At 59.6% G+C, this 18,406-nt stretch carries 16 protein-coding genes; 4 read left to right on the top strand and 12 right to left on the bottom strand.

Annotation, left to right across the window (positions count from 1 at the left end; genetic code table 11):
- Nucleotides 1-78: 78 nt before the first annotated feature.
- From ACO07N_RS15090 to ACO07N_RS15080, 3 genes are read right to left on the bottom strand one after another with little or no spacing between them, the layout of a single operon-like run.
- On the bottom strand, nt 79-1,053 hold the full coding sequence (locus ACO07N_RS15090; RefSeq protein ID WP_421981806.1) for an Hsp33 family molecular chaperone: 975 nt from the start codon (nt 1,051-1,053) through the stop codon (nt 79-81).
- A gap of 12 nt (nt 1,054-1,065) precedes the next feature.
- Complete coding sequence (gene argF, locus ACO07N_RS15085; protein ID WP_421981805.1) at nt 1,066-1,995, bottom strand: ornithine carbamoyltransferase; 930 nt, start codon at nt 1,993-1,995, stop codon at nt 1,066-1,068.
- Nucleotides 1,992-3,191, bottom strand: coding sequence for an aspartate aminotransferase family protein (locus tag ACO07N_RS15080; RefSeq protein ID WP_421981804.1), 1,200 nt, complete (start codon nt 3,189-3,191; stop codon nt 1,992-1,994). The genes argF and ACO07N_RS15080 overlap by 4 nt, the downstream gene beginning before the upstream one ends.
- A gap of 524 nt (nt 3,192-3,715) precedes the next feature.
- Between ACO07N_RS15080 and ACO07N_RS15075 the strand changes: the two genes are divergently transcribed.
- Together ACO07N_RS15075 and ACO07N_RS15070 are read left to right on the top strand one after the other, a co-directional pair.
- Nucleotides 3,716-4,249 (top strand): GcrA family cell cycle regulator, encoded by a 534-nt coding sequence (locus ACO07N_RS15075; RefSeq protein WP_421981803.1) that lies wholly within the window; start codon nt 3,716-3,718, stop codon nt 4,247-4,249.
- Between the two features lie 242 nt (nt 4,250-4,491).
- Nucleotides 4,492-6,141, top strand: a complete 1,650-nt coding sequence (locus ACO07N_RS15070; protein ID WP_421981802.1) for a vWA domain-containing protein — start codon at nt 4,492-4,494, stop codon at nt 6,139-6,141.
- 80 nt (nt 6,142-6,221) lie between these two features.
- Here the strand turns inward: ACO07N_RS15070 and phoB are convergent, their stop codons facing one another.
- The 8 genes from phoB to ACO07N_RS15030 form a co-directional block, all read right to left on the bottom strand.
- Nucleotides 6,222-6,920, bottom strand: a complete 699-nt coding sequence (gene phoB / locus ACO07N_RS15065) for a phosphate regulon transcriptional regulator PhoB (protein WP_421981801.1) — start codon at nt 6,918-6,920, stop codon at nt 6,222-6,224.
- Nucleotides 6,921-6,987: 67 nt separating this feature from the next.
- Entirely contained in the window at nt 6,988-7,686 is a 699-nt protein-coding gene (gene phoU / locus ACO07N_RS15060; RefSeq protein WP_421981800.1) for a phosphate signaling complex protein PhoU, read from the bottom strand.
- Nucleotides 7,687-7,717: 31 nt separating this feature from the next.
- Complete coding sequence (gene pstB / locus ACO07N_RS15055; protein WP_421981799.1) at nt 7,718-8,515, bottom strand: phosphate ABC transporter ATP-binding protein PstB; 798 nt, start codon at nt 8,513-8,515, stop codon at nt 7,718-7,720.
- 11 nt (nt 8,516-8,526) lie between these two features.
- Nucleotides 8,527-9,876 carry a phosphate ABC transporter permease PstA gene (gene pstA / locus ACO07N_RS15050; RefSeq protein ID WP_421981798.1) on the bottom strand — a complete coding sequence of 450 codons (1,350 nt, stop codon included), beginning with the start codon at nt 9,874-9,876 and terminating at the stop codon, nt 8,527-8,529.
- Nucleotides 9,876-11,348, bottom strand: coding sequence for a phosphate ABC transporter permease subunit PstC (pstC, locus tag ACO07N_RS15045; protein ID WP_421981797.1), 1,473 nt, complete (start codon nt 11,346-11,348; stop codon nt 9,876-9,878). The genes pstA and pstC overlap by 1 nt, the downstream gene beginning before the upstream one ends.
- Before the next feature lie 82 nt (nt 11,349-11,430).
- Entirely contained in the window at nt 11,431-12,468 is a 1,038-nt protein-coding gene (locus ACO07N_RS15040; RefSeq protein WP_421981796.1) for a substrate-binding domain-containing protein, read from the bottom strand.
- A 278-nt stretch (nt 12,469-12,746) separates the two neighbouring features.
- On the bottom strand, nt 12,747-14,087 hold the full coding sequence (locus tag ACO07N_RS15035) for an ATP-binding protein (RefSeq protein WP_421981795.1): 1,341 nt from the start codon (nt 14,085-14,087) through the stop codon (nt 12,747-12,749).
- Between the two features lie 187 nt (nt 14,088-14,274).
- On the bottom strand, nt 14,275-14,754 hold the full coding sequence (locus tag ACO07N_RS15030) for an SRPBCC family protein (RefSeq protein ID WP_421981794.1): 480 nt from the start codon (nt 14,752-14,754) through the stop codon (nt 14,275-14,277).
- 323 nt (nt 14,755-15,077) lie between these two features.
- Here ACO07N_RS15030 and ACO07N_RS15025 point away from each other — a divergent pair, with 323 nt between their 5' ends.
- Nucleotides 15,078-15,980 (top strand): MBL fold metallo-hydrolase, encoded by a 903-nt coding sequence (locus ACO07N_RS15025; protein WP_421981793.1) that lies wholly within the window; start codon nt 15,078-15,080, stop codon nt 15,978-15,980.
- Nucleotides 15,981-15,984: 4 nt separating this feature from the next.
- On the opposite strand, the gene ACO07N_RS15020 is transcribed toward ACO07N_RS15025, so the two are convergent.
- On the bottom strand, nt 15,985-16,971 hold the full coding sequence (locus ACO07N_RS15020; protein WP_421981792.1) for a DUF1499 domain-containing protein: 987 nt from the start codon (nt 16,969-16,971) through the stop codon (nt 15,985-15,987).
- 224 nt (nt 16,972-17,195) lie between these two features.
- Between ACO07N_RS15020 and ACO07N_RS15015 the strand changes: the two genes are divergently transcribed.
- Nucleotides 17,196-17,624 (top strand): hypothetical protein, encoded by a 429-nt coding sequence (locus ACO07N_RS15015; protein ID WP_421981791.1) that lies wholly within the window; start codon nt 17,196-17,198, stop codon nt 17,622-17,624.
- Nucleotides 17,625-18,406 lie beyond the last annotated feature (782 nt).

The following is an 18,406-nucleotide window of genomic DNA, read 5'->3' as shown; positions in this document are numbered from 1 at the left end:
AATGGCATGCAGGATGACACCTTCAAAATTGTAACGAAATGTGTCTGAAGACTCAAAATTGTCCCGCCGCGCGGGAGATCAGCGTTCGAAATCGTATGTCGCGTTGCAGAACTCGCAGGTCACTTCGATCCTGCCGTTCACGGTGACTTCCTCGATCTCTTCGGCACTGAAGCCTGCCAGCACACCCTCGATCTTCTCGCGTGAACAGCGGCACTTGTCCGCCAGCGGCTGCGGATCGAACAGGCGGACACCGCGTTCGTGGAACAGCCGGAAGAGCAGCATCTCGACGCTGACTTCCGGATCCGTCAGTTCATCGTCCTGCACCGTGTCGACCAGAACCTTGGCCTCGACCCAGGCATCGTCTTCTTCCACCTCGTGCGGCGTCGTGCCTTCAGGCGCGTCGCCCGGGTCGATATCGGCCTGTCTCAGGCGCTCCGGCGCTTCGGGCAGAAACTGGATGAGAATTCCGCCCGCGGTCCAGGACCTGGCGTGGCCCTCGCCTTCCTTGCGCGTGTAGAGTTCGCCGACACCGAGACGGACTTCCGTCGGGATCTGCTCCGAGCGCTCGAAGTAGCGCCGCGCGACTTCCTCAAGCGAAATACCGTCGAGCTCGACCAGTCCCTGGTAGCGCTGCATGTGCTGACCCTGATCTATGGTCATCGCCAGATGACCGTGACCGAGCAATGCTTCGGGTGTCGCCTTCCCGGCTTCCATCAGGGCGTGAACCCGGTCGCCGTCGAAGGTTGCGCATGCCCGGATGGCATCAGGAGACGCAAAATCCACGACCAGCATGGAAACCGGGCCTTCGGTCTGCGTCTGCAGCGTGAAACGGCCGTCGAATTTCAGCGACGTGCCGAGCAGGCCGGTCAGCACGATGGCTTCCGCCAGGAGCCGAGAGACAGGTTCGGGATAGTCGTGCCGCCCGAGAATGCTGTCCAGCACGGGGCCGAACGCGATGGCGCGCCCCCGGACATCCAGTTCCTCGACGGCAAAGGGCCGGACAGCGTCCAGCCCTGCGGGTGCAATACCCAGTTCTTCAAGATTCAATGCCACGTCGGCTTTGCCTCAATCCTTGCCGAAGCACCAGGCCAGAATGCCCTTCTGGGCGTGGAGCCTGTTTTCGGCTTCATCAAACACCACCGAATTGGGACCGTCCATGACTTCCGACGTGACTTCCTCGCCGCGGTGCGCGGGAAGGCAGTGCATGAACAGCGCATCGCCGTTCGCTTCCGACATCAGGCGCTCGTTGACCTGATACGCGCTCAGAAGGTTGTGGCGCGTTTCGGAATCGTCGTCGCCCATGGACACCCAGCAATCGGTGATGACACAGTCGGTTCCCCTGACGGCCTCATATGGGTCGCTGGTCACCTGAATGGAACCCCCTTTTGCGCGGGCAACGTCTATCAGGTCCTGCGGCGGTGCAAGTTCTGCCGGGGTCGCGATGCGCAATTCGAAGTCGAAACGCGGCGCCGCGTGGATCCAGGAGGCCAGGACATTGTTGCTGTCGCCGGTCCAGGCGACTCTTTTGCCCTGAATGGAACCGCGGTGCTCTTCGAAGGTCATCAGGTCGGCCATGATCTGGCACGGATGCGAGATCTTGGTGAGGCCGTTGATCACCGGAACGGTGGCATGCTCGGCCAGCTGGTTCAGTTCGTCATGATCCAGGATCCGGATCATGATGGCGTCAACGAAGCGGGACAGCACCTTCGCGGTGTCGCTGATCGATTCCCCGCGTCCGAGCTGCATCTCCGCGCCGGTCAGCATGAGTGTTTCGCCGCCCAGTTCACGCATGCCGACATCAAAGGAGATGCGCGTGCGCGTCGACGGCTGTTCGAAGATCATCGCCAGGACCTTGCCGGCAAGCGGCCCCTCGCCGGGGCGGACACCGTTGCGAGACGCCTTGATCTTTTTCGCGGTCTGAAGAATGGCACGCAGTTCGTCACCTTCGAACTGCGTGAGATCCAGAAAGTTCCGGTAGGAGCCGTTCGCGGTCATTCGGCCGCTCCTTCCACCAGCTTCGCTTCAACGCTCTGCGCTGCCTGTTCCAGGCGCTCCAGGGCCGTGGCAATTTCGTCCTCGGTCATGGTCAGGGGCGGCATGATCCGGACGACATTGTCGCCTGCCGGAACGGCCAGAAGGCCCGCCTCGCGGGCAGCTGCAACATAGTCGCCCGCAGGGACGACACATCTCAGCCCCAGCATCAGCCCCATGCCACGGACCTGATCGAGAACCTTGGGATGCCCGTCGACGAGACCGGCCAGTTTCTGCTTGAAACTCAGGCCCTTCTTCTGGACATCCTCCAGAAAGCCGTCTGCCAGGATCACGTCGAGAACCGCGTTGCCGACCGCCATGGCCAGCGGATTGCCGCCGAAGGTCGTTCCGTGGGTGCCCGGTGCCAGCGCGGTCGCGGTCTCGGCGGTTGCAAGGCACGCGCCGAGGGGAAATCCGCCGCCGATGCCTTTCGCGACCGCCATGATATCCGGGCTGACGCCTGCCCATTCGTGAGCAAAGAGCTTGCCGGTCCGGCCGACACCGGTCTGGATCTCGTCGAAAATGAGCAGAATGCCCTGATCGTCGCAAATCTGGCGCAAAGCGCGCAGGAAGTCCGGCTGGATTTCGCGAATGCCGCCTTCGCCCTGGATCGGCTCGATGGCGAGCGCCGCCGTCTGGGGCCCGATGGCGGCCTTGAGGGCGTCCAGATCACCGGACGGCACCTGGTCGAAACCGGGTGCCTTCGGGCCGAACCCTTCCAGATATTTCTCCTGTCCGCCGGCCGCGATCGTGCCGAGCGTCCGGCCGTGAAACGCACCTTCGAAGGTGATGATCTGATACCGGTCCGGCTGACTATTGTCATAATGATAGCGGCGCGCGCACTTGATGGCGGCCTCCATCGCCTCGGCGCCGGAATTCACGAACAGCACCTTGTCTGCGAAACTCGCCTCGGTCAGCCGCTGCGCCAGCCGTTCGCCCTCGGGCATCTGGTGCAGATTGGACACGTGCCAGAGTTTCGCCGCCTGGTCCTGCAGGGCCTTGACGAGATGCGGATGACTGTGCCCGCAGGAGTTCACTGCAATGCCGGAGCCGCAGTCGAGGAATCGTCGGCCGTCGGTTGTAATCAGCCAGACACCTTCCCCGTGATCGAATGTCAGGTTCGATCTTGCGTAGTTTCCGAATAGTGCAGTCGCGGACATAACCTCGTCTAACTCCCTAGAGCATTCTGCCTGCGTTTCAGTGCAAGCCAGTGGCTCCTTGCGATTGGTTTCAACCGGGAAATCCTGCCGCCGTTCACGGCTGCCCTTCCCGGATCTGGAAAAGCCTATCCTCGCAGCGAAACGTGCGTTTCGCACCGATGCATCTCAAAGGTGAAAATAAGCCAAAACGCAACGTGCCGCCCCGAAGAGGCGGCACGTTGCGCCTTTCTTATACACTGTCAGCACGGTGATCTGTCAATGGGCCGCGCGCGCGGGGGCCGCGAAACCGAATTCGTAAAATTCCCGAAGAACTTACCATAACTGGGGAAAAGTCGGTTCATCCCCAACTGCTTTGGGTGCAACGGTTGCCTGCCAATTTAACGTTATTGTAACCTTTGGCATATCAGACACGAGATCTCGTGTCACAAACCATCCAGAGGCACAAGATATGCCACACTGGGCGTGCGGGCGCACGTCCTGACGGGGACTATTGGCTCTCAGGGCCAGACAAAAGGGTGCGGGCAATGAGTTGGACGAACGAACGGGTTGAACTGCTCAAGAAACTTTGGAGCGAAGGCCTGAGCGCAAGCCAGATCGCGGGCGAACTCGGCGGTGTGACACGCAATGCCGTCATCGGAAAGGTGCACCGGCTCGGGCTGTCGGGGCGCGCCAAGACGTCCAGCTCGGCAGGCAAACCCCGCCGTCCGCGGGCGGCTTCTCCGGCAACCGGGGGGGCACCCAAGAAACCTGAACACCAGCCGCAATCCATCGGCGCGACGGCACTCAAGGCCGATACCGCTCCTGCACCGGCAGTCGCGATCAAGCCGCGCCTGGAACCGGTCCCCGAAATGGTTGTTCCGATTTCCGAGCGAGCCACAATTCTCACGCTGACCGAGCGGACCTGCAAATGGCCGATCGGGGATCCGGCGACGGACGACTTCTACTTCTGTGGCCGGCAATCGGACCCGAACGTGCCCTACTGCACTTATCACTGCAAGATCGCGTATCAGCCTGTCGCCGACCGGCGCCGTGACCGCAAGGTCGCCCAGGCTTCCTGAAGCAGACCAAATGATCTCAAGACCCGCCTGTTGGCGGGTTTTTTGTTTTTATTTACCTTACCTAGAGAAAGATATCTCGAAGCGTCTCTCATATACGCTTTTGTGACCGATATTACAGATAATTCCCGAAACTCTTCTAACTTACAGCCATCACGGATGCAGAGTTGCTTAACTATACAAGAACTCTGAATCTCCTATTCGGAATATTACATTCCAGGCGAATACATTATTAGAGGATCAGGATGAAATACATCGCGAAAACCACAGTGACCGCGCTTGCGCTCGGCCTGGCTGTTTCCACACCCGGGCTGGCGGAGCCGTCTTCCATGTTCATTCTGGATGCCTCCGGATCCATGTGGGGCCGCCTCGACGATGGACGCCCCAAGATCACGGCTGCGCGCGAGGTGATGGGCGACCTTACCTCCAAGCTTCCGGCTTCGCTGAAGGCCGGCCTGATCGCCTACGGCCACAGACGCAAGGCAGACTGCTCCGATATCGAAGTGGTGCACCCTGTTTCGACGGCAGGCGGCGCGGTTATCGGAGCCAAGGTCGGCTCGATCTCGCCACGCGGCAAAACACCCATCACGGACGCCTTGCGTCTTGCCGCCGAAAGGTTGACCGGAAACGAAGACAACAGAACCATCGTTCTGGTCAGCGATGGCATTGAAACCTGCGAAGGCGATCCCTGCGCACTGGCCGAAGCGCTGCACAAATCCGATGCGGGTCTCAAGATCCACGTGGTCGGATACGGTGTTGATGCTCAGGCGCAAAAACAGCTGCAGTGCGTCGCGGAAAAAGGTGGCGGCGCGTATTTCACGGCAAACGATACCTCTGGTCTCAGTGCCGCGCTTACCCAGGTCACCGAGAGCATTTCCAATCAGGAAGAGATCGTTGTCGAAGCGCCGGAAGTCACGGAAGCCGCGAGCACGATCCAGCTCCAGATTGCGGGCCCCGGTACGATCAAGCTGAAACTCGCGGACTGGGCGCAGATGCCCAAGTACTGGAAAATCACGAACCCGGAAACCGCTGAAGAGATGGCGAAAGTCACCGAAGACAGCGTGACCGCGATGCCGGGGTCTTACCAGCTCGTCTGGCGGCACCTGGAGCATGGCGCACAGGAGGTGACGCTCCCCGAAGTGGTGTCTGTTTCCTCCGGCCAAACGAGCGAAGTGTCGATCGATACGGGTCTCCAGCTTGTGCCGCCGGCAGGTCAGGACAGGCCGTATTACTGGCAACTGCTGACCAACGACACTGACCTTGAGAACGGTTTCCGGAAAAGAGAGCCCGCCGCCTGGTACTGGGTCTGGGATGCCGTGCCCGTTCCTCCGGGTGACTACACCCTGATTGTACGTCAGAGCGAGCATGATCACTCGGAGGTAAATCTCGGAAAGATCTCGCTGGAAAAAGGCAAGCTGCAGCAGATTGCGCTCGATCAGGGCCTCAATCTCTACTGGAACGAGGACTGGGACAGCATCTCCTATCTCAAGGTCACGGACTCAAGCGGTGTTGAAACCAAGTTCGACGGACGCGGGCCGGTGTTCCTGGCCCCCGGCACCTATGATCTTGCGTTGCGGCTGACCGAACACAATCACACCGAGGCGGATTTCGGCAAGATCACCGTCCCCGAACAGGGTTTCATCGATGCGAAGCTGACATCCGGGATCAAGTTCGACACCCAGATCCCTGGCGAAATCAAAGTGACTGCCAGGAATCTCGACAATGGCCGCGAAGCCTCGATCAGCTGGAGCAGGACGTCCAGCAATCCCTGGCCGCCGATGCCGCTAGGCGCGGGACGCTACCAGATCGACATGCAGATCAAGGGCTCCGCCCCCATGACGATCGTCCCGGAAGTCACGATAGAGCCAGGACAGTTCATCACGGCGAAGATGTAAGGCAACGCCCCACGAAAATACCCGCTGCTTCAGCGGGTATTTTTTTTCAGCGTCAGGTTTGACGAGACGTACCGAGCGTTTCAGCTGGCAATCGAGAACTGGTCGTTGAAGGCATAGCCCGCACCGCGGACCGTCCGGATCGGGTCCTTTGCCTTTCCGCGGTTCAGGGCCTTGCGCAGGCGTCCGACATGGACGTCCACGGTGCGCTCATCCACATAGACATCATGTCCCCAGACACCGTCGAGCAGCTGTTCACGCGAAAACACGCGCCCGGGCGAGGTCATCAGAAATTCCAGCAAGCGGAATTCGGTCGGTCCAAGGTGAATTTCCTTGGTGTTCCGGCGGACGCGGTGGGTCTCGCGGTCCAGTTCGATGTCGCCGGACCGCAGCATCGTGGAGACGACTTCCGGGCTGGCGCGGCGCAGGATCGCGCGCACGCGGGCCATCAGTTCCGGCACGGAGAACGGTTTGACGACATAATCGTCGGCGCCGGTGGACAGCCCGCGAATGCGTTCGGCTTCCTCGCCGCGCGCAGTCAGCATGATCACCGGCAGGCGCTCGGTGTCTTCGCGTGCGCGCAGGCGCCGGCAGAGTTCGATTCCGGAAAGCCCCGGCAGCATCCAGTCCAGCAGAAGGAGGTCAGGCAGGCTTTCGCGCAGACGGATTTCCGCCTCGTCTCCGCGAACGCAGGATTCCACCTGATATCCTTCCGCTTCCAGATTGTATCTCAAAAGAAGGCTGAGAGGTTCTTCGTCCTCAACGATGAGCACCTTCGGCATTCAACTTAGCTCCGGTTGTCCCGGCCGGCACCAGGGCGCCGGCCCAAATTCAATCCGCCCTGATGGTTCAGACGGTGCCTGACATTTCGTCGACTTTTTCCCGCTCTTCGGGGAGGCGCTCGCCGGTCACCATGAAGTAGACGTTCTCGGCGATATTGGTGGCATGATCACCAATGCGCTCGATGTTCTTGGCGCAGAACAGGAGATGGACGCATTGCGTGATAATGCGCGGGTCTTCCATCATATAGGTCAGGAGCTCGCGGAAAAGGGAGGTGTAAATCGCGTCCACTTCCGCGTCGGCTTCCTGGACCCGGCGTGCGGCTTCCGCGTCCCGGCGCGTATACGCGTCCAGAACCTGCTTGAGCTGGCCGAGAGCGAGCTCGGTCATGTGCTCCACACCGATCGCCAGTTTCTTGGACTGGAGATTGCTGTCGATCGCAATTGCGCGTTTGGCAACGTTCTTGGCCAGGTCGCCGACCCGCTCCAGATCGTTGGCGATACGGCTGGCGGCGGTGATTTCGCGCAGGTCCTGGCCCATCGGCTGGCGGCGTGCGATCATCTCGATGAGCTTCGCCTCGACGTCCTGATGGAGCACATCAAGACGTTCGTCATTCGCAATCGTGGTTTTGGCAAGCTCGTGATCCCGAGAAACAAGCGCAGAAACCGCATCGGCAAACGCGCGCTCGGCAAGTCCGCCCATCTCGGCGACCTTGCCGGCCATTTCCGTCAGTTCCTCGTCATACGCCGAGACTGTATGTTCAGACATCCTGTGTCCCCTTCCGATTTCGGAAATTAGCCTAGCCGAAGCGGCCTGTAATATAGTCCTGAGTACGCTTGTCTTTCGGATTTGTGAAGATGTCCTCGGTCGGACCCTCTTCGACAAGTATACCGAGATGAAAGAACGCGGTGCGCTGCGAGACGCGGGCGGCCTGCTGCATGGAGTGTGTCACGATCACGATCGTGTAGTTCTCGCGCAGTTCGTCGATCAGCTCCTCGACCTTGGCCGTTGCGATCGGATCGAGGGCCGAACAGGGCTCATCCATCAGGATGACTTCCGGGCTGACGGCAATTGCCCGTGCGATGCACAGGCGCTGCTGCTGCCCGCCGGACATGCCGGTCCCGGGTTCGTCCAGACGGTTCTTGACCTCTTCCCAGAGACCCGCCTTCTGCAGGCTGGAGGAAACGATGTCGTCGAGCTCGGCCTTGTTGCGCGCCAGGCCATGTATGCGCGGGCCATAGGCGATGTTGTCGTAAATCGACTTCGGGAACGGGTTCGGCTTCTGGAACACCATGCCGACCTTCGCGCGCAGTTGCACCGGGTCGACTTTCGGATCGTAGATATCCTCGTTGTCGATCTTGATGGTTCCCTCGACGCGGCAGATGTCGATCGTGTCGTTCATGCGGTTGATGGTCCGCAGGAACGTGGATTTACCGCAGCCGCTCGGACCGATGAAGGAGGTCACCGAGCGCGGCTGGATCTCGATGTCGACGTCCTTGATGGCGTGTGTATCGCCATAAAAGACCTGGACCTTGTTTGCGGAAATCTTGCTCTCAGTCATGTCACTCGCCTGTTCAATGCTCGGCATTTCGTTCATCGCAGCAATCCTTACCAGCGGCGCTCAAACCTGCGGCGCAGGATGATCGCGATAATATTCATCGAAAGGAGGAAGATGAGGAGGACGATAATTCCGCCCCAGGCTTTCTCCGTAAAGGCCAGATCGGACCGTGCTGCCCAAGTATAGATCTGGGCCGGCATTGCCGAGTTCGGCTCGGTGAAACCGGCAATGAAGCCGTCCGGGTATCCGCGCGCAACGAAACCGACCATGCCGATCAGGAGAAGCGGCGCCGTCTCACCCAGGGCCTGCGCAAGGCCGATGATAGTGCCGGTCAGGATACCGGGCATGGCCAGGGGAAGCACATGGTGGAAGATCGCCTGCATCTTGGAGGCCCCGACACCGAGCGCAGCATCGCGGATGCTCGGTGGAACCGCCTTCAACGACGCACGCGTGGAGATAATGATTGTCGGCAGCGTCATCAGCGTCAGCACCAGTCCGCCAACCAGCGGCGCGGATTGCGGCAGATGCATGAACTGGATGAACACCGCCAGGCCCAGAATACCGAACACGATCGAGGGAACGGCGGCAAGGTTCGAGATGTTCACCTCGATCAGGTCGGTAAACCTGTTCTGCGGGGCGAATTCCTCCAGATAGATGGATGCGGCGACCCCGATCGGAAGCGACAGGAACAACACCACCAGCATCATGAAGAATGACCCGATCACGGAAGCGCCAATGCCTGCGGCAGCCGCGTTGTCGACACCTGCATCGGCACCGGTGATGAACGGCCAGTTGAACACCGTCTTGATGACGCCGGCCTCGACCAGATTGTCAACGACGTCCAGATCCGATGACATCAGGAAGCGGCTGTCGGTCATGCCCTCACGGGTGATCCGGCCGCTCATGTAGCCGTCCACCCTGGATGACGCCGCGAGGTCGAACCGGACCGGCTGGCCCAGCTGGTCCTCGTTTTCGCGGAAGAACTCGCGGATGGTGCTGCCCGGCTTGCCGACGATGCGCTCGATGGCTTCCGGTTCAACAGGCGTTTCGATCCCGCTGTCCTGAAGCTGACCAGACAGGGCGTTGATGAAGATCTCCTCATAGGCCCTGGTCTTGAACAACGTGCCTTCGGCTTCTTCATATTGTTCCTGGGTCAGAGTGAATTCGACCTCGACCACCGTGCGCGAGAAGGCCGGGACGCCCTGCGAAATGATCGCGTAGGCCAGGACAACAAGGAAGAAAAGTCCGATTAGAATCGCCCCGATGCCGTAGGCCTGGAAGCGCTTTTCCGCGGCGTTGCGTTTGCGCGTCAGATCATCGAGCGCGTAAAGCGACTTCGGCTGCCCCGGATCTTTTGCGGGTGATGCGGATGTCTCGGGAGGAAGTGTTGCGTCGGTCATCAGTCATACTGCTCCCGGTATTTGCGCACGATGTAGAGTGCGACAATATTGAGACCCAGGGTTATCACGAAGAGTGTCATGCCGAGCGCGAAGGCGACCAGCGCAACCGGTGAGGCAAAGTCCGCGTCACCCGTCAGCTGACTGACGATCTTGGCGGTGACGGTCGTCATGGCCTCGAAGGGATTGAGGCTGAGACGCGCGGCGGCACCGGCGCCGAGCACCACGATCATGGTTTCGCCGATGGCGCGCGAGGCCGCGAGCAGGATCGCACCGACGATCCCGGGAAGCGCAGCCGGCAGGATCACCTGGCGCACCGTTTCGGACTTGGTGGCTCCAAGACCGTATGAACCGTCGCGCATCGCCTGCGGCACGGCGTTGATGATGTCATCCGACAGCGAACTCACGAAGGGGATCAGCATGATGCCCATGACGAGGCCCGCGGTCATGACCGCCGTTCCGGCCTGCATGATTCCCAATCCCTCGTTGCCGAAGACGGACAAAAGCAGCGGGCCGACCGTCAAAAGCGCAAAGAGGCCGTAGACGATGGTCGGGATACCGGCCAGAACCTCGAGCAGCGGTTTGGCGACGGCACGAACTTTCGGCCCGGCATATTCCGACAGGTAGACCGCGGCGAAAAGGCCGATCGGCACGGCGACAAGCAGCGCAACGATGGAAATGTAAAACGTGCCCCAGAGCAACGGCAGGATGCCGAGCTGAGACGAGCTGCCGCGTCCTGAGAAACTCGGCGACCAGGTCAAACCGAAAAAGAAATCCGAAGCAGGGTACAGCCGGAAAAACTCCCAGGTATTGAACACCAGCGAGAGCACAATTCCGATCGTCGTCAAAATGGCGATGGAGGCCGCCGCGATCAGGATCGCCTTGATGCCCTGCTCGACGACGTTGCGGGCCCTGAACTCTGCATTGGTCTCTCGCAGCGCCCAGAACGCGCCAAACAATGCGACCAGAACGACCACGATCGACATGATCAGGTTGCCGGTCGAATTCAGAATTCGATAGCGCTGCGCGGCACGCAGGATCGGTTGCGTGATCTCGGACGTCACGATCTGGCCGGCATCCCTGAGGCGTGCGCTGATATCGGCGAAGTCGGCGCGGGCGTTACGCGCGAACTCCTCGGTCATCGCACCGCTTGCAACGACATTGTCAAGGCCTCTCGCGGCGCGGCGCACCTCGGCAAGCACCAGCCCCCGGGACGACCCTTCTTCGATCGACGTTTCGGGAATCATGCCCGAAATGACGCTGTTAACGTAAAACGGCTGCGCGAGCAGCCAGACAATGAGGAGCAGGAAGGCAGGGACAACCACCTTCATCGCAACGTTTGCCCCGTAATAGGACGGCAGGGAATGCAGAGCTGAGAGCTCCCCCCCGGCGCTGGACATGGCCCGCGACCGCCCCAGAACGTACCCCACCGCAGCGATGGCAAGCACGATCAAGATGAGCCAGAACAAAGGCATTTGCTCCCCCGGAAATGTAACGAAAAGCGAAAAGAAAAAGGGGCGGCGGAAACTGCCGCCCCTCGATCGAGCAAGGGCTCGATTACTTCATTGTTTCTTCGTTGTTGACGGAAGCCTGCACAGCAGCCAGCTCCGGGTCGGAAACCAGACCGTACTGTGCCAGCGGGCCCTGAGGACCGGCAATTTCGTCAGCGATGAAGAACTGAGCGTATTCCTTCAGACCCGGGATCACGCCGATATGCGCCTTCTTGACGTAGAAGTACAGCGGGCGGGAAACCGGATACTCACCGGATGCGATCGTCTCGGTGGACGGAGCGATGCCGCTCATGGTCGCAACCTTAAGCTTGTCGGTGTTGTTCTCGTAGAACGCGAGACCGAAAACGCCGATGCCGTTCGGGTTGGTGTCGATGCGGGCGAGGGTCTCGGTGTAGTCACCGTCGATGTCTACGGACTTGCCGTCACGACGAACCGCGATGCAGGCATCTTCAGCGTCGTCTTCAGACATGCCACCGTCGATCATGGCCTTCAGGGCGCCGGACTCTTCACAACCAACTGCAAGAACCTTCTCTTCGAAGACTTCGCGGGTGCCGTGCTTGGTGCCCGGGATGAAGGCAGCAATGTCGACATCCGGCAGATCGGAATTGAACTCGGCCCACGTGTTGTACGGGTTGTCGACGATCTGGCCGTCCTTGAGGACCTTGGCGCCGAGAGCATTGAACACGTCAACCGGTTCGAAGGCGGTGAAAGCAGGGCCGTCCTTCTGGGACGCGAACACGATGCCGTCGTAACCGATGCGGACTTCGATGATGTCCTTGACGCCGGCTTCGGCACAGGCCTTGATTTCCTTGTCGCGGATCTTGCGGGACGCATTGGCAACGTCGATGGTGTTTTCGCCAACGCCTTCGCAGAAACGCTTGAGGCCAGCGGAAGACCCACCGGACTCAACAACCGGCGTCGGGAAGTCGGTGTTTTCGCCGAAAGCTTCCGCTACGATGGAAGCGTAGGGAAGAACCGTGGAAGAACCAGCAACTTGGACCTGGTCGCGAGCCTGGGCTGCGCCAACGAATGCAGTGGATGCAACCGCGAGGGCAGTTGCGCTTACGAGGGTCGTAAATTTCACTTGACCACTCCCTTTGAATGTCAAGGTTTATGGATAGTCGCCACGCGTTACGTGCGTGGACGATGCGGGGACCCTAGGCCCCGTGGATGAGAGTTCTATGACAGTTTCTTATCAGTTGTGTGACAATTTAACTAATTGAAAATAAATAGCTTTATGGATAATTTGACTGTTTTGTGTCAGAAACTGCGACACAGAAAGTCACATCCGATTTCCGAGTACCTGAGTCCTTCACCCAATTAACGGTGGGGCAATTGCAGACGCGGCAACCCTTGCACGTGCTAGCTTCTTTGAGAGTGCTCGGCCGGGTCTTCCGCTTCCTCAAGAGCCGGAAGGTAGATCTTGAAGGTCGCGCCCTCACCCGGCTCGCTCTCCACTTCCATACGCGCCTTGTGGCGGGTCAGGATGTGCTTGACGATCGCAAGTCCCAGGCCGGTCCCCTTCAGGGCCCTGCTGGACTCCACGTCGACGCGGTAAAACCGCTCGGTCAGCCTGGGCAGATGCTCCTTCGGTATGCCCTCCCCGTAGTCCCGGATCGAGAAGACCCACATCGGAGCAACTTCCGTCTCCCGCATCAGACGCAGCGAGACGTCGACATACTTGCCGGAACTGCCGTATTTCAGCGCATTTTCCATCAGGTTTTCCACAACCTGAATGAGCTCGTCGCGGTCCCCCCGCAGTCTCGTCGGCCCGTCCGGCAGGTCAATCCGGATGTCGACATCAAGGTCGCGTGCGAGGGGCGACAGTGCATCCGCCGTGTGGCGCACGATCTCCGCAAGGTCGACCACGGTCACCGGCCGCACATGGGCCTTCAGCTCGATTCGCGAGAGAGACAGGATGTCGTCGATAAGCCGGCGCATGCGCGCCGCCTGGTCCAGCATGATCGACAAGAACCGGTCCTGGGCGGCAGGATCGTTTTTTGCAGGGCCCTGTATCGTTTCGATAAACCCCGTCAGCGATGCCAGGGGTGTGCGCAATTCATGGCTCGCGTTTGCGACAAAGTCGGTTCGCATGCGCTCCAGACGCCGGTTTTCCGTCAGGTCCTGGATGACCACCAGAATGAAGTCCGGAAGATGGGTGCGCCCATGGTTTGCCGAGCCGGGCATGTAGATCGGGGCAATATGCGCTTCGTACCAGGTTTCGGTCGGCACCTTTTCGATCCAGGATATGCGCTCTTCCTTCCCGGAACTGCACACGCGGTCAAACGCCTCGAGCAATGACGGCGCGCGCAGCGAAAACGACAACGGATCCCCCGGCTTCACACCCTCATAAATCGCATGGGCCTTGGCATTGACGTAGCGCGTGATCCCGCGTCCGTCGGCGACGAAGCACGGTGTCGGCAGGGCGTCGACCGTCACCTTCATGCCCGTGCCCGGCCACATCCGCCGGATCTCGCGCTGGGTGTTCAGTTTCACGCGCCTGCTCGCGGACCGTCTGGGGACAAAGGCGGCGACGACGGTCATCAGAAAGACGGCGCCCGCTGCAGGCCAGAACGGCACCTGGAACATCAGGACGGCAGCCAGTGCCGCACAAAGGGCGGTCAGAAGGATCCAGCGCGCCTCGCCGATCCTGGTGAGCGGCGATGCGGGGGGATGCCCTTCGGGCGTTTCCTCTACAGACATGGAAGACATGAAAACGAGCGCAAGATCGGAAACCTGTGGGTTACGCCTCAATTGCCGCACACTATTTCGTCGCCTCAGTAATTTGCAAGGTCGAAATCAGGTTTTGGGACAAAGGCTGCTGCTGCCTTACCACAGCTTCCATGTCAGCGAAGCGACAGCAATGCGATTGGCATGCGCTCTTTGCGAGTTATTGCCAGGATGTTGTCTGCGCCGCGGATTTCAATCCGGATATCATCCGGGGCCATCCGTTCTCTTGCCGCATGAAAGCACAATAGTCCGAACCGTTTTCACCATGGCGCAGGAACTCGGTGTGAACGATCTCAACCCGGGTGTTTTCTCCAGCCTCCCGGAAGTTGACCATCACCCGGCTGGCGGTGAGAGGATCGGCGACTTCTTCCCCCTCCAGAGAGACCTGCCACGCCAAGCGGATGTAGATCGGCGGCTCGATCGAAAGCACAGTTCCCCAGCTGCGGCTGGTGCCGTTGCCGTCGATTTCGTAGCAGCGCCCGCCCACACAGGGCTCGATATGCGGCTCGACCCTGCTTTCACCGGCATCCCGGAACGGCGACGTCCACCAGGTGTCAAGCCTGTCGACGAAGAGCGAGAATGCCCGTTCCCGGGGCAGACCCAGGACAACTTCGAACCGGCATTCCTGATCATCTACCATGTCTAAAACACCACGTTCCCGGTTTTGAGCCTTGGTCATTTTCAATTCATTCTAGCCCACGAAGAAGAAATATTCTGTGTCCGAAGTGCATCAGCTTTCTTTTCATTCGATGAAGAACCGCGCCCGCGCCCCCAAGACTGGTCCAGATTTTCCAGACGATCCCGGCACTTTCCGAGGCACTAGCTGATTCGGACGTCAGACGAATGACGGCGGGGCGGCACTGTTCCAGGTCGAGATTGGGAGTTGCCAAAGGCTGTTCGTTGGCGGACGTTCATGAAGACAGACGCTCCTTTCCATCCGACCGAGACGTTCCGCCGGACAAAATGAAACACAATCTCGATTTCGATCCTGACCACGGCACCGCCGTCGAACTTCTTCCCGGCCTCCGGCGACTGACTGCCCGCAATCCGGGTCCATTCACCTTCCGGGGCACCAACACCTACCTGATCGGAACGAGGCGGACCGTGGTGGTCGATCCGGGGCCCGCGCTGGAGAATCATATCGACACCATCCTCAGCGCGATCCAGGGAAGCGTGCTGGACGCTATCCTGGTCAGCCACACGCATATGGATCATTCACCGGGCGCACGCTTGCTGCAACGCCGGACCGGTGCGCCGATTGTCGGCTGCGGTCCGCACCGGGCTGCACGGGCGTTGATGGAAAACGAGGTCAATCCGCTCGACAGCAGCGGTGACAAGGATCATAAACCCGATCAGCTGCTGCGGGACGGTGACGTTTACGACGCAAGCGAAGTCTCCATCGAAACAATTGCAACACCGGGTCACACTGCGAACCACCTCTGCTTTGCCATATCCGGGGAAGATGTGCTCCTGTCAGCGGATCATGTGATGGGATGGTCTACCTCCATAGTCGCACCTCCCGACGGGTCCATGCGGGACTACATGGCGTCGCTCGAGACACTTCTGGCGCGGCCGGAACAGACCTACTACCCGGGGCACGGCGGACACATCGACAACGCGCCAGCCTATGTCGCGGATCTGAAGCAGCACCGCCTGCAGCGCGAACAGTCCATTCTGTCGGAGATTTCGGCGGTGGACAGATCTATCCCGGAGATCGTCGCTACGCTCTACGCGTCCGTCGACCCGTCGCTCCATCCGGCGGCATCACTTTCGGTTTTTGCGCATCTGGAGGATCTTGCCGAGCGCGGACTGGCGACCGCACGTCCAGACATTTCGCTTTCCGCCCGTTTCAAGGCAACCCGGTAGACGGTCAGCCTTCCAGGTCCGGCAGGTCCGACGCCTCCGGATCGGTGGTCTCGCCATCCTCGAAGTAGGGCTTGAAGCCGGGCAGCGGAATGACCTCTCTCTGATCTTCGAGAACAACCGGCGGCAGCTCCTCTTCCTCCTCGCCCTCTTCAACCGACAGGCGGGCAAGGTTTCCGTAGGTTTCCAGCAGAACACGATCGATCTCGTCGAAAACGGTCCTGATCTGCCCGGCATTGGTGGACAGGTCCCGCAAAGACGTTCTGGACCTCGAACGCACATCCAGGAGGGCTCCAACCGTGTCGGGGCGTATTCTCAACGCCACGTCGAATTTCAGGCCAAGGACACGCGTTTCCCCTTCGGCCTGAAGCCGGGTCGCGGCGTCGAGCAGGTCGGGCGGCAACTCATCGACGATCGTCCAGTTCAGGTTTTCCAGCGCCTTGGCACCGGCAACGTGCAATTGACCGGGTGCAATCCTGTACCTGCGCGGAACGATATCCACTGCCCGGCGATCCGGTTCAAGGCCCTGGAAAGCGGCTTTCGGTGACAGCTCGGACAAGAGTGGATAGGCCTTGGTCCTGAGAAGATCCGTTGTCCAGTTCAAGAACGGCTGCTGTTCGGCCAGGGCCTGGGTTTTCAGTTCGGGGGGGTCCACAGGGTTGGTCGCGATATCGTTCACGCCGCCACTCGTGATCAGCATTCCGACGACAACCGCCGGCGGGAAAAGCGCCGCAAGCCCGAGGAAGACCCCGGTCAAGGCCGCCGGAACACCCGGGCCGCCCTTGCGCCAGATCCGCTGAAAGGCAACACATGCGGCCAGGAGCGCAAGCAGCGCGATGCAGGCGGAAAACAAGAGCGACAGGACGAAAACGTCTGCGTCGATGAAACCGAAACGCTTCGCTGCGAACGCAGTGACCGTGATCGCAAGCGCGACCGAAGCGATCGTGCGGCTCGCCGGCGCGGAAGCTGTTCTATGGACTGCATAGCGTTTCATGTGTTCCCAACCCGGATCGCGGCACGTGCATCGGGTGCGCGATCACCAAGACCCCGTCTGTTTTTTGTGTTTGCGGACTATTTGTCAAATTAGAACTTCACTTATACGGCGCGCACTTCATAATTTACGGCGCGCACTTCATAATTCCTTGCGTCAAGGTACGAATCATTCTGCGTCCGAGGTGGGAAGAAAGACTTAAAAGCAAGGAGCCGTGCACGATTGGAATGAACTCGCGACACTCCACCGACGAAATCTACCACGATTCAGATGCGCACCGGCAGGCAGACACTGTCAGCGCCAAAGGCCTCTTTGCACCCGGCTTCGTCAACATCGTGCTCTGTTACATCTCGACATGCACTGTCTTGCTGGTGCCGCTGGCATTGCTTTTTTCAGCAAGTTACGCCAACCAGGAAGAAGAAAATCTCTTCTCTCACTACTATTACATCAGAACGACAATTGCCCTGATGGTTATCGGGAGTTGTTCCGGTGGAATCATGATTATCCTGGGAGCAGATTTTTCAACAAACCTCATTCTTGCGGGCCTATTACTAACCCTTCTCACCGGAATGCTTGCAATCGCGAGATGTATGAAGGGCATTGCTTTCGCCCTGATGCGCAGATCTCCCTCTTCCTATCGCTCCTATATCTTGTGAACCGCCGCGCCTACTTGCCTCAAGTGGCCGCCAGCATAAAAGAAAGTTAAATTTTACTTAATCCATTACTTCAAATTCGCTGCCCTAGCGTTACATCCTGTTATAGAATTTGACTGGCTGAGACGGCTAAAGAAGCGCATCATTCCCATGCTGGTTGCGAATTTTCTGAGGTTTGCAGAAGCTTGCCCTTTGAATGCCGCAATTGGACACGACATGCACGCGGCCCGCAATTATCCGCGCATCGAAACGCCAGTGAGCGGGAACTGGTAACAACAACGGACCTTGGAAAAATGTCTGAGCAAACATCCCAACCGGCTGCAGAAGTACCGGCGGGAGCCAAATTGGAAAATCAATATAAGCCTGTCGGAATCGCTGCACTGAATGCAGCCGCCCTTTGCAAGAATGCGGGCGCTTCGACAAAGAAAAACAAGTAATCGACCGCCGCAGCGCGGCACGATGAAAAGGGACCATATTTCGGTCCACGCGAACTGCGAACCGCATCCTTCCGGGTTCCAACACGCTTGCCGTGTGCCAACGTGTTGGGCAAACTGCGCCCAATAAGGTCTGTCGAGAATCGCGTTCGACCCAGGTCGCTTACGGATCGGCACCTCCGGTTTGCCGTGGCACGTGCGCGCACAAACGCTCACGAACACCGCGTCCGGGGGACACGGGTCCCTTGTGGATGGCACTGCAGGTCATGCGCCCTTCGCGGAGTGTCCTGCACATGCCACCGGTTCCGCCCGGACGCCGGGTGCATGCGGCCAACGTCAGTTTCTTGCCAG

The organism is Roseibium sp., assembly GCF_965229775.1.
Lineage (GTDB): Bacteria > Pseudomonadota > Alphaproteobacteria > Rhizobiales > Stappiaceae > Roseibium.
The sequence above is the reverse complement of the archived record's forward strand: the minus strand, read 5'-3'. Positions and strand labels throughout refer to the sequence as shown.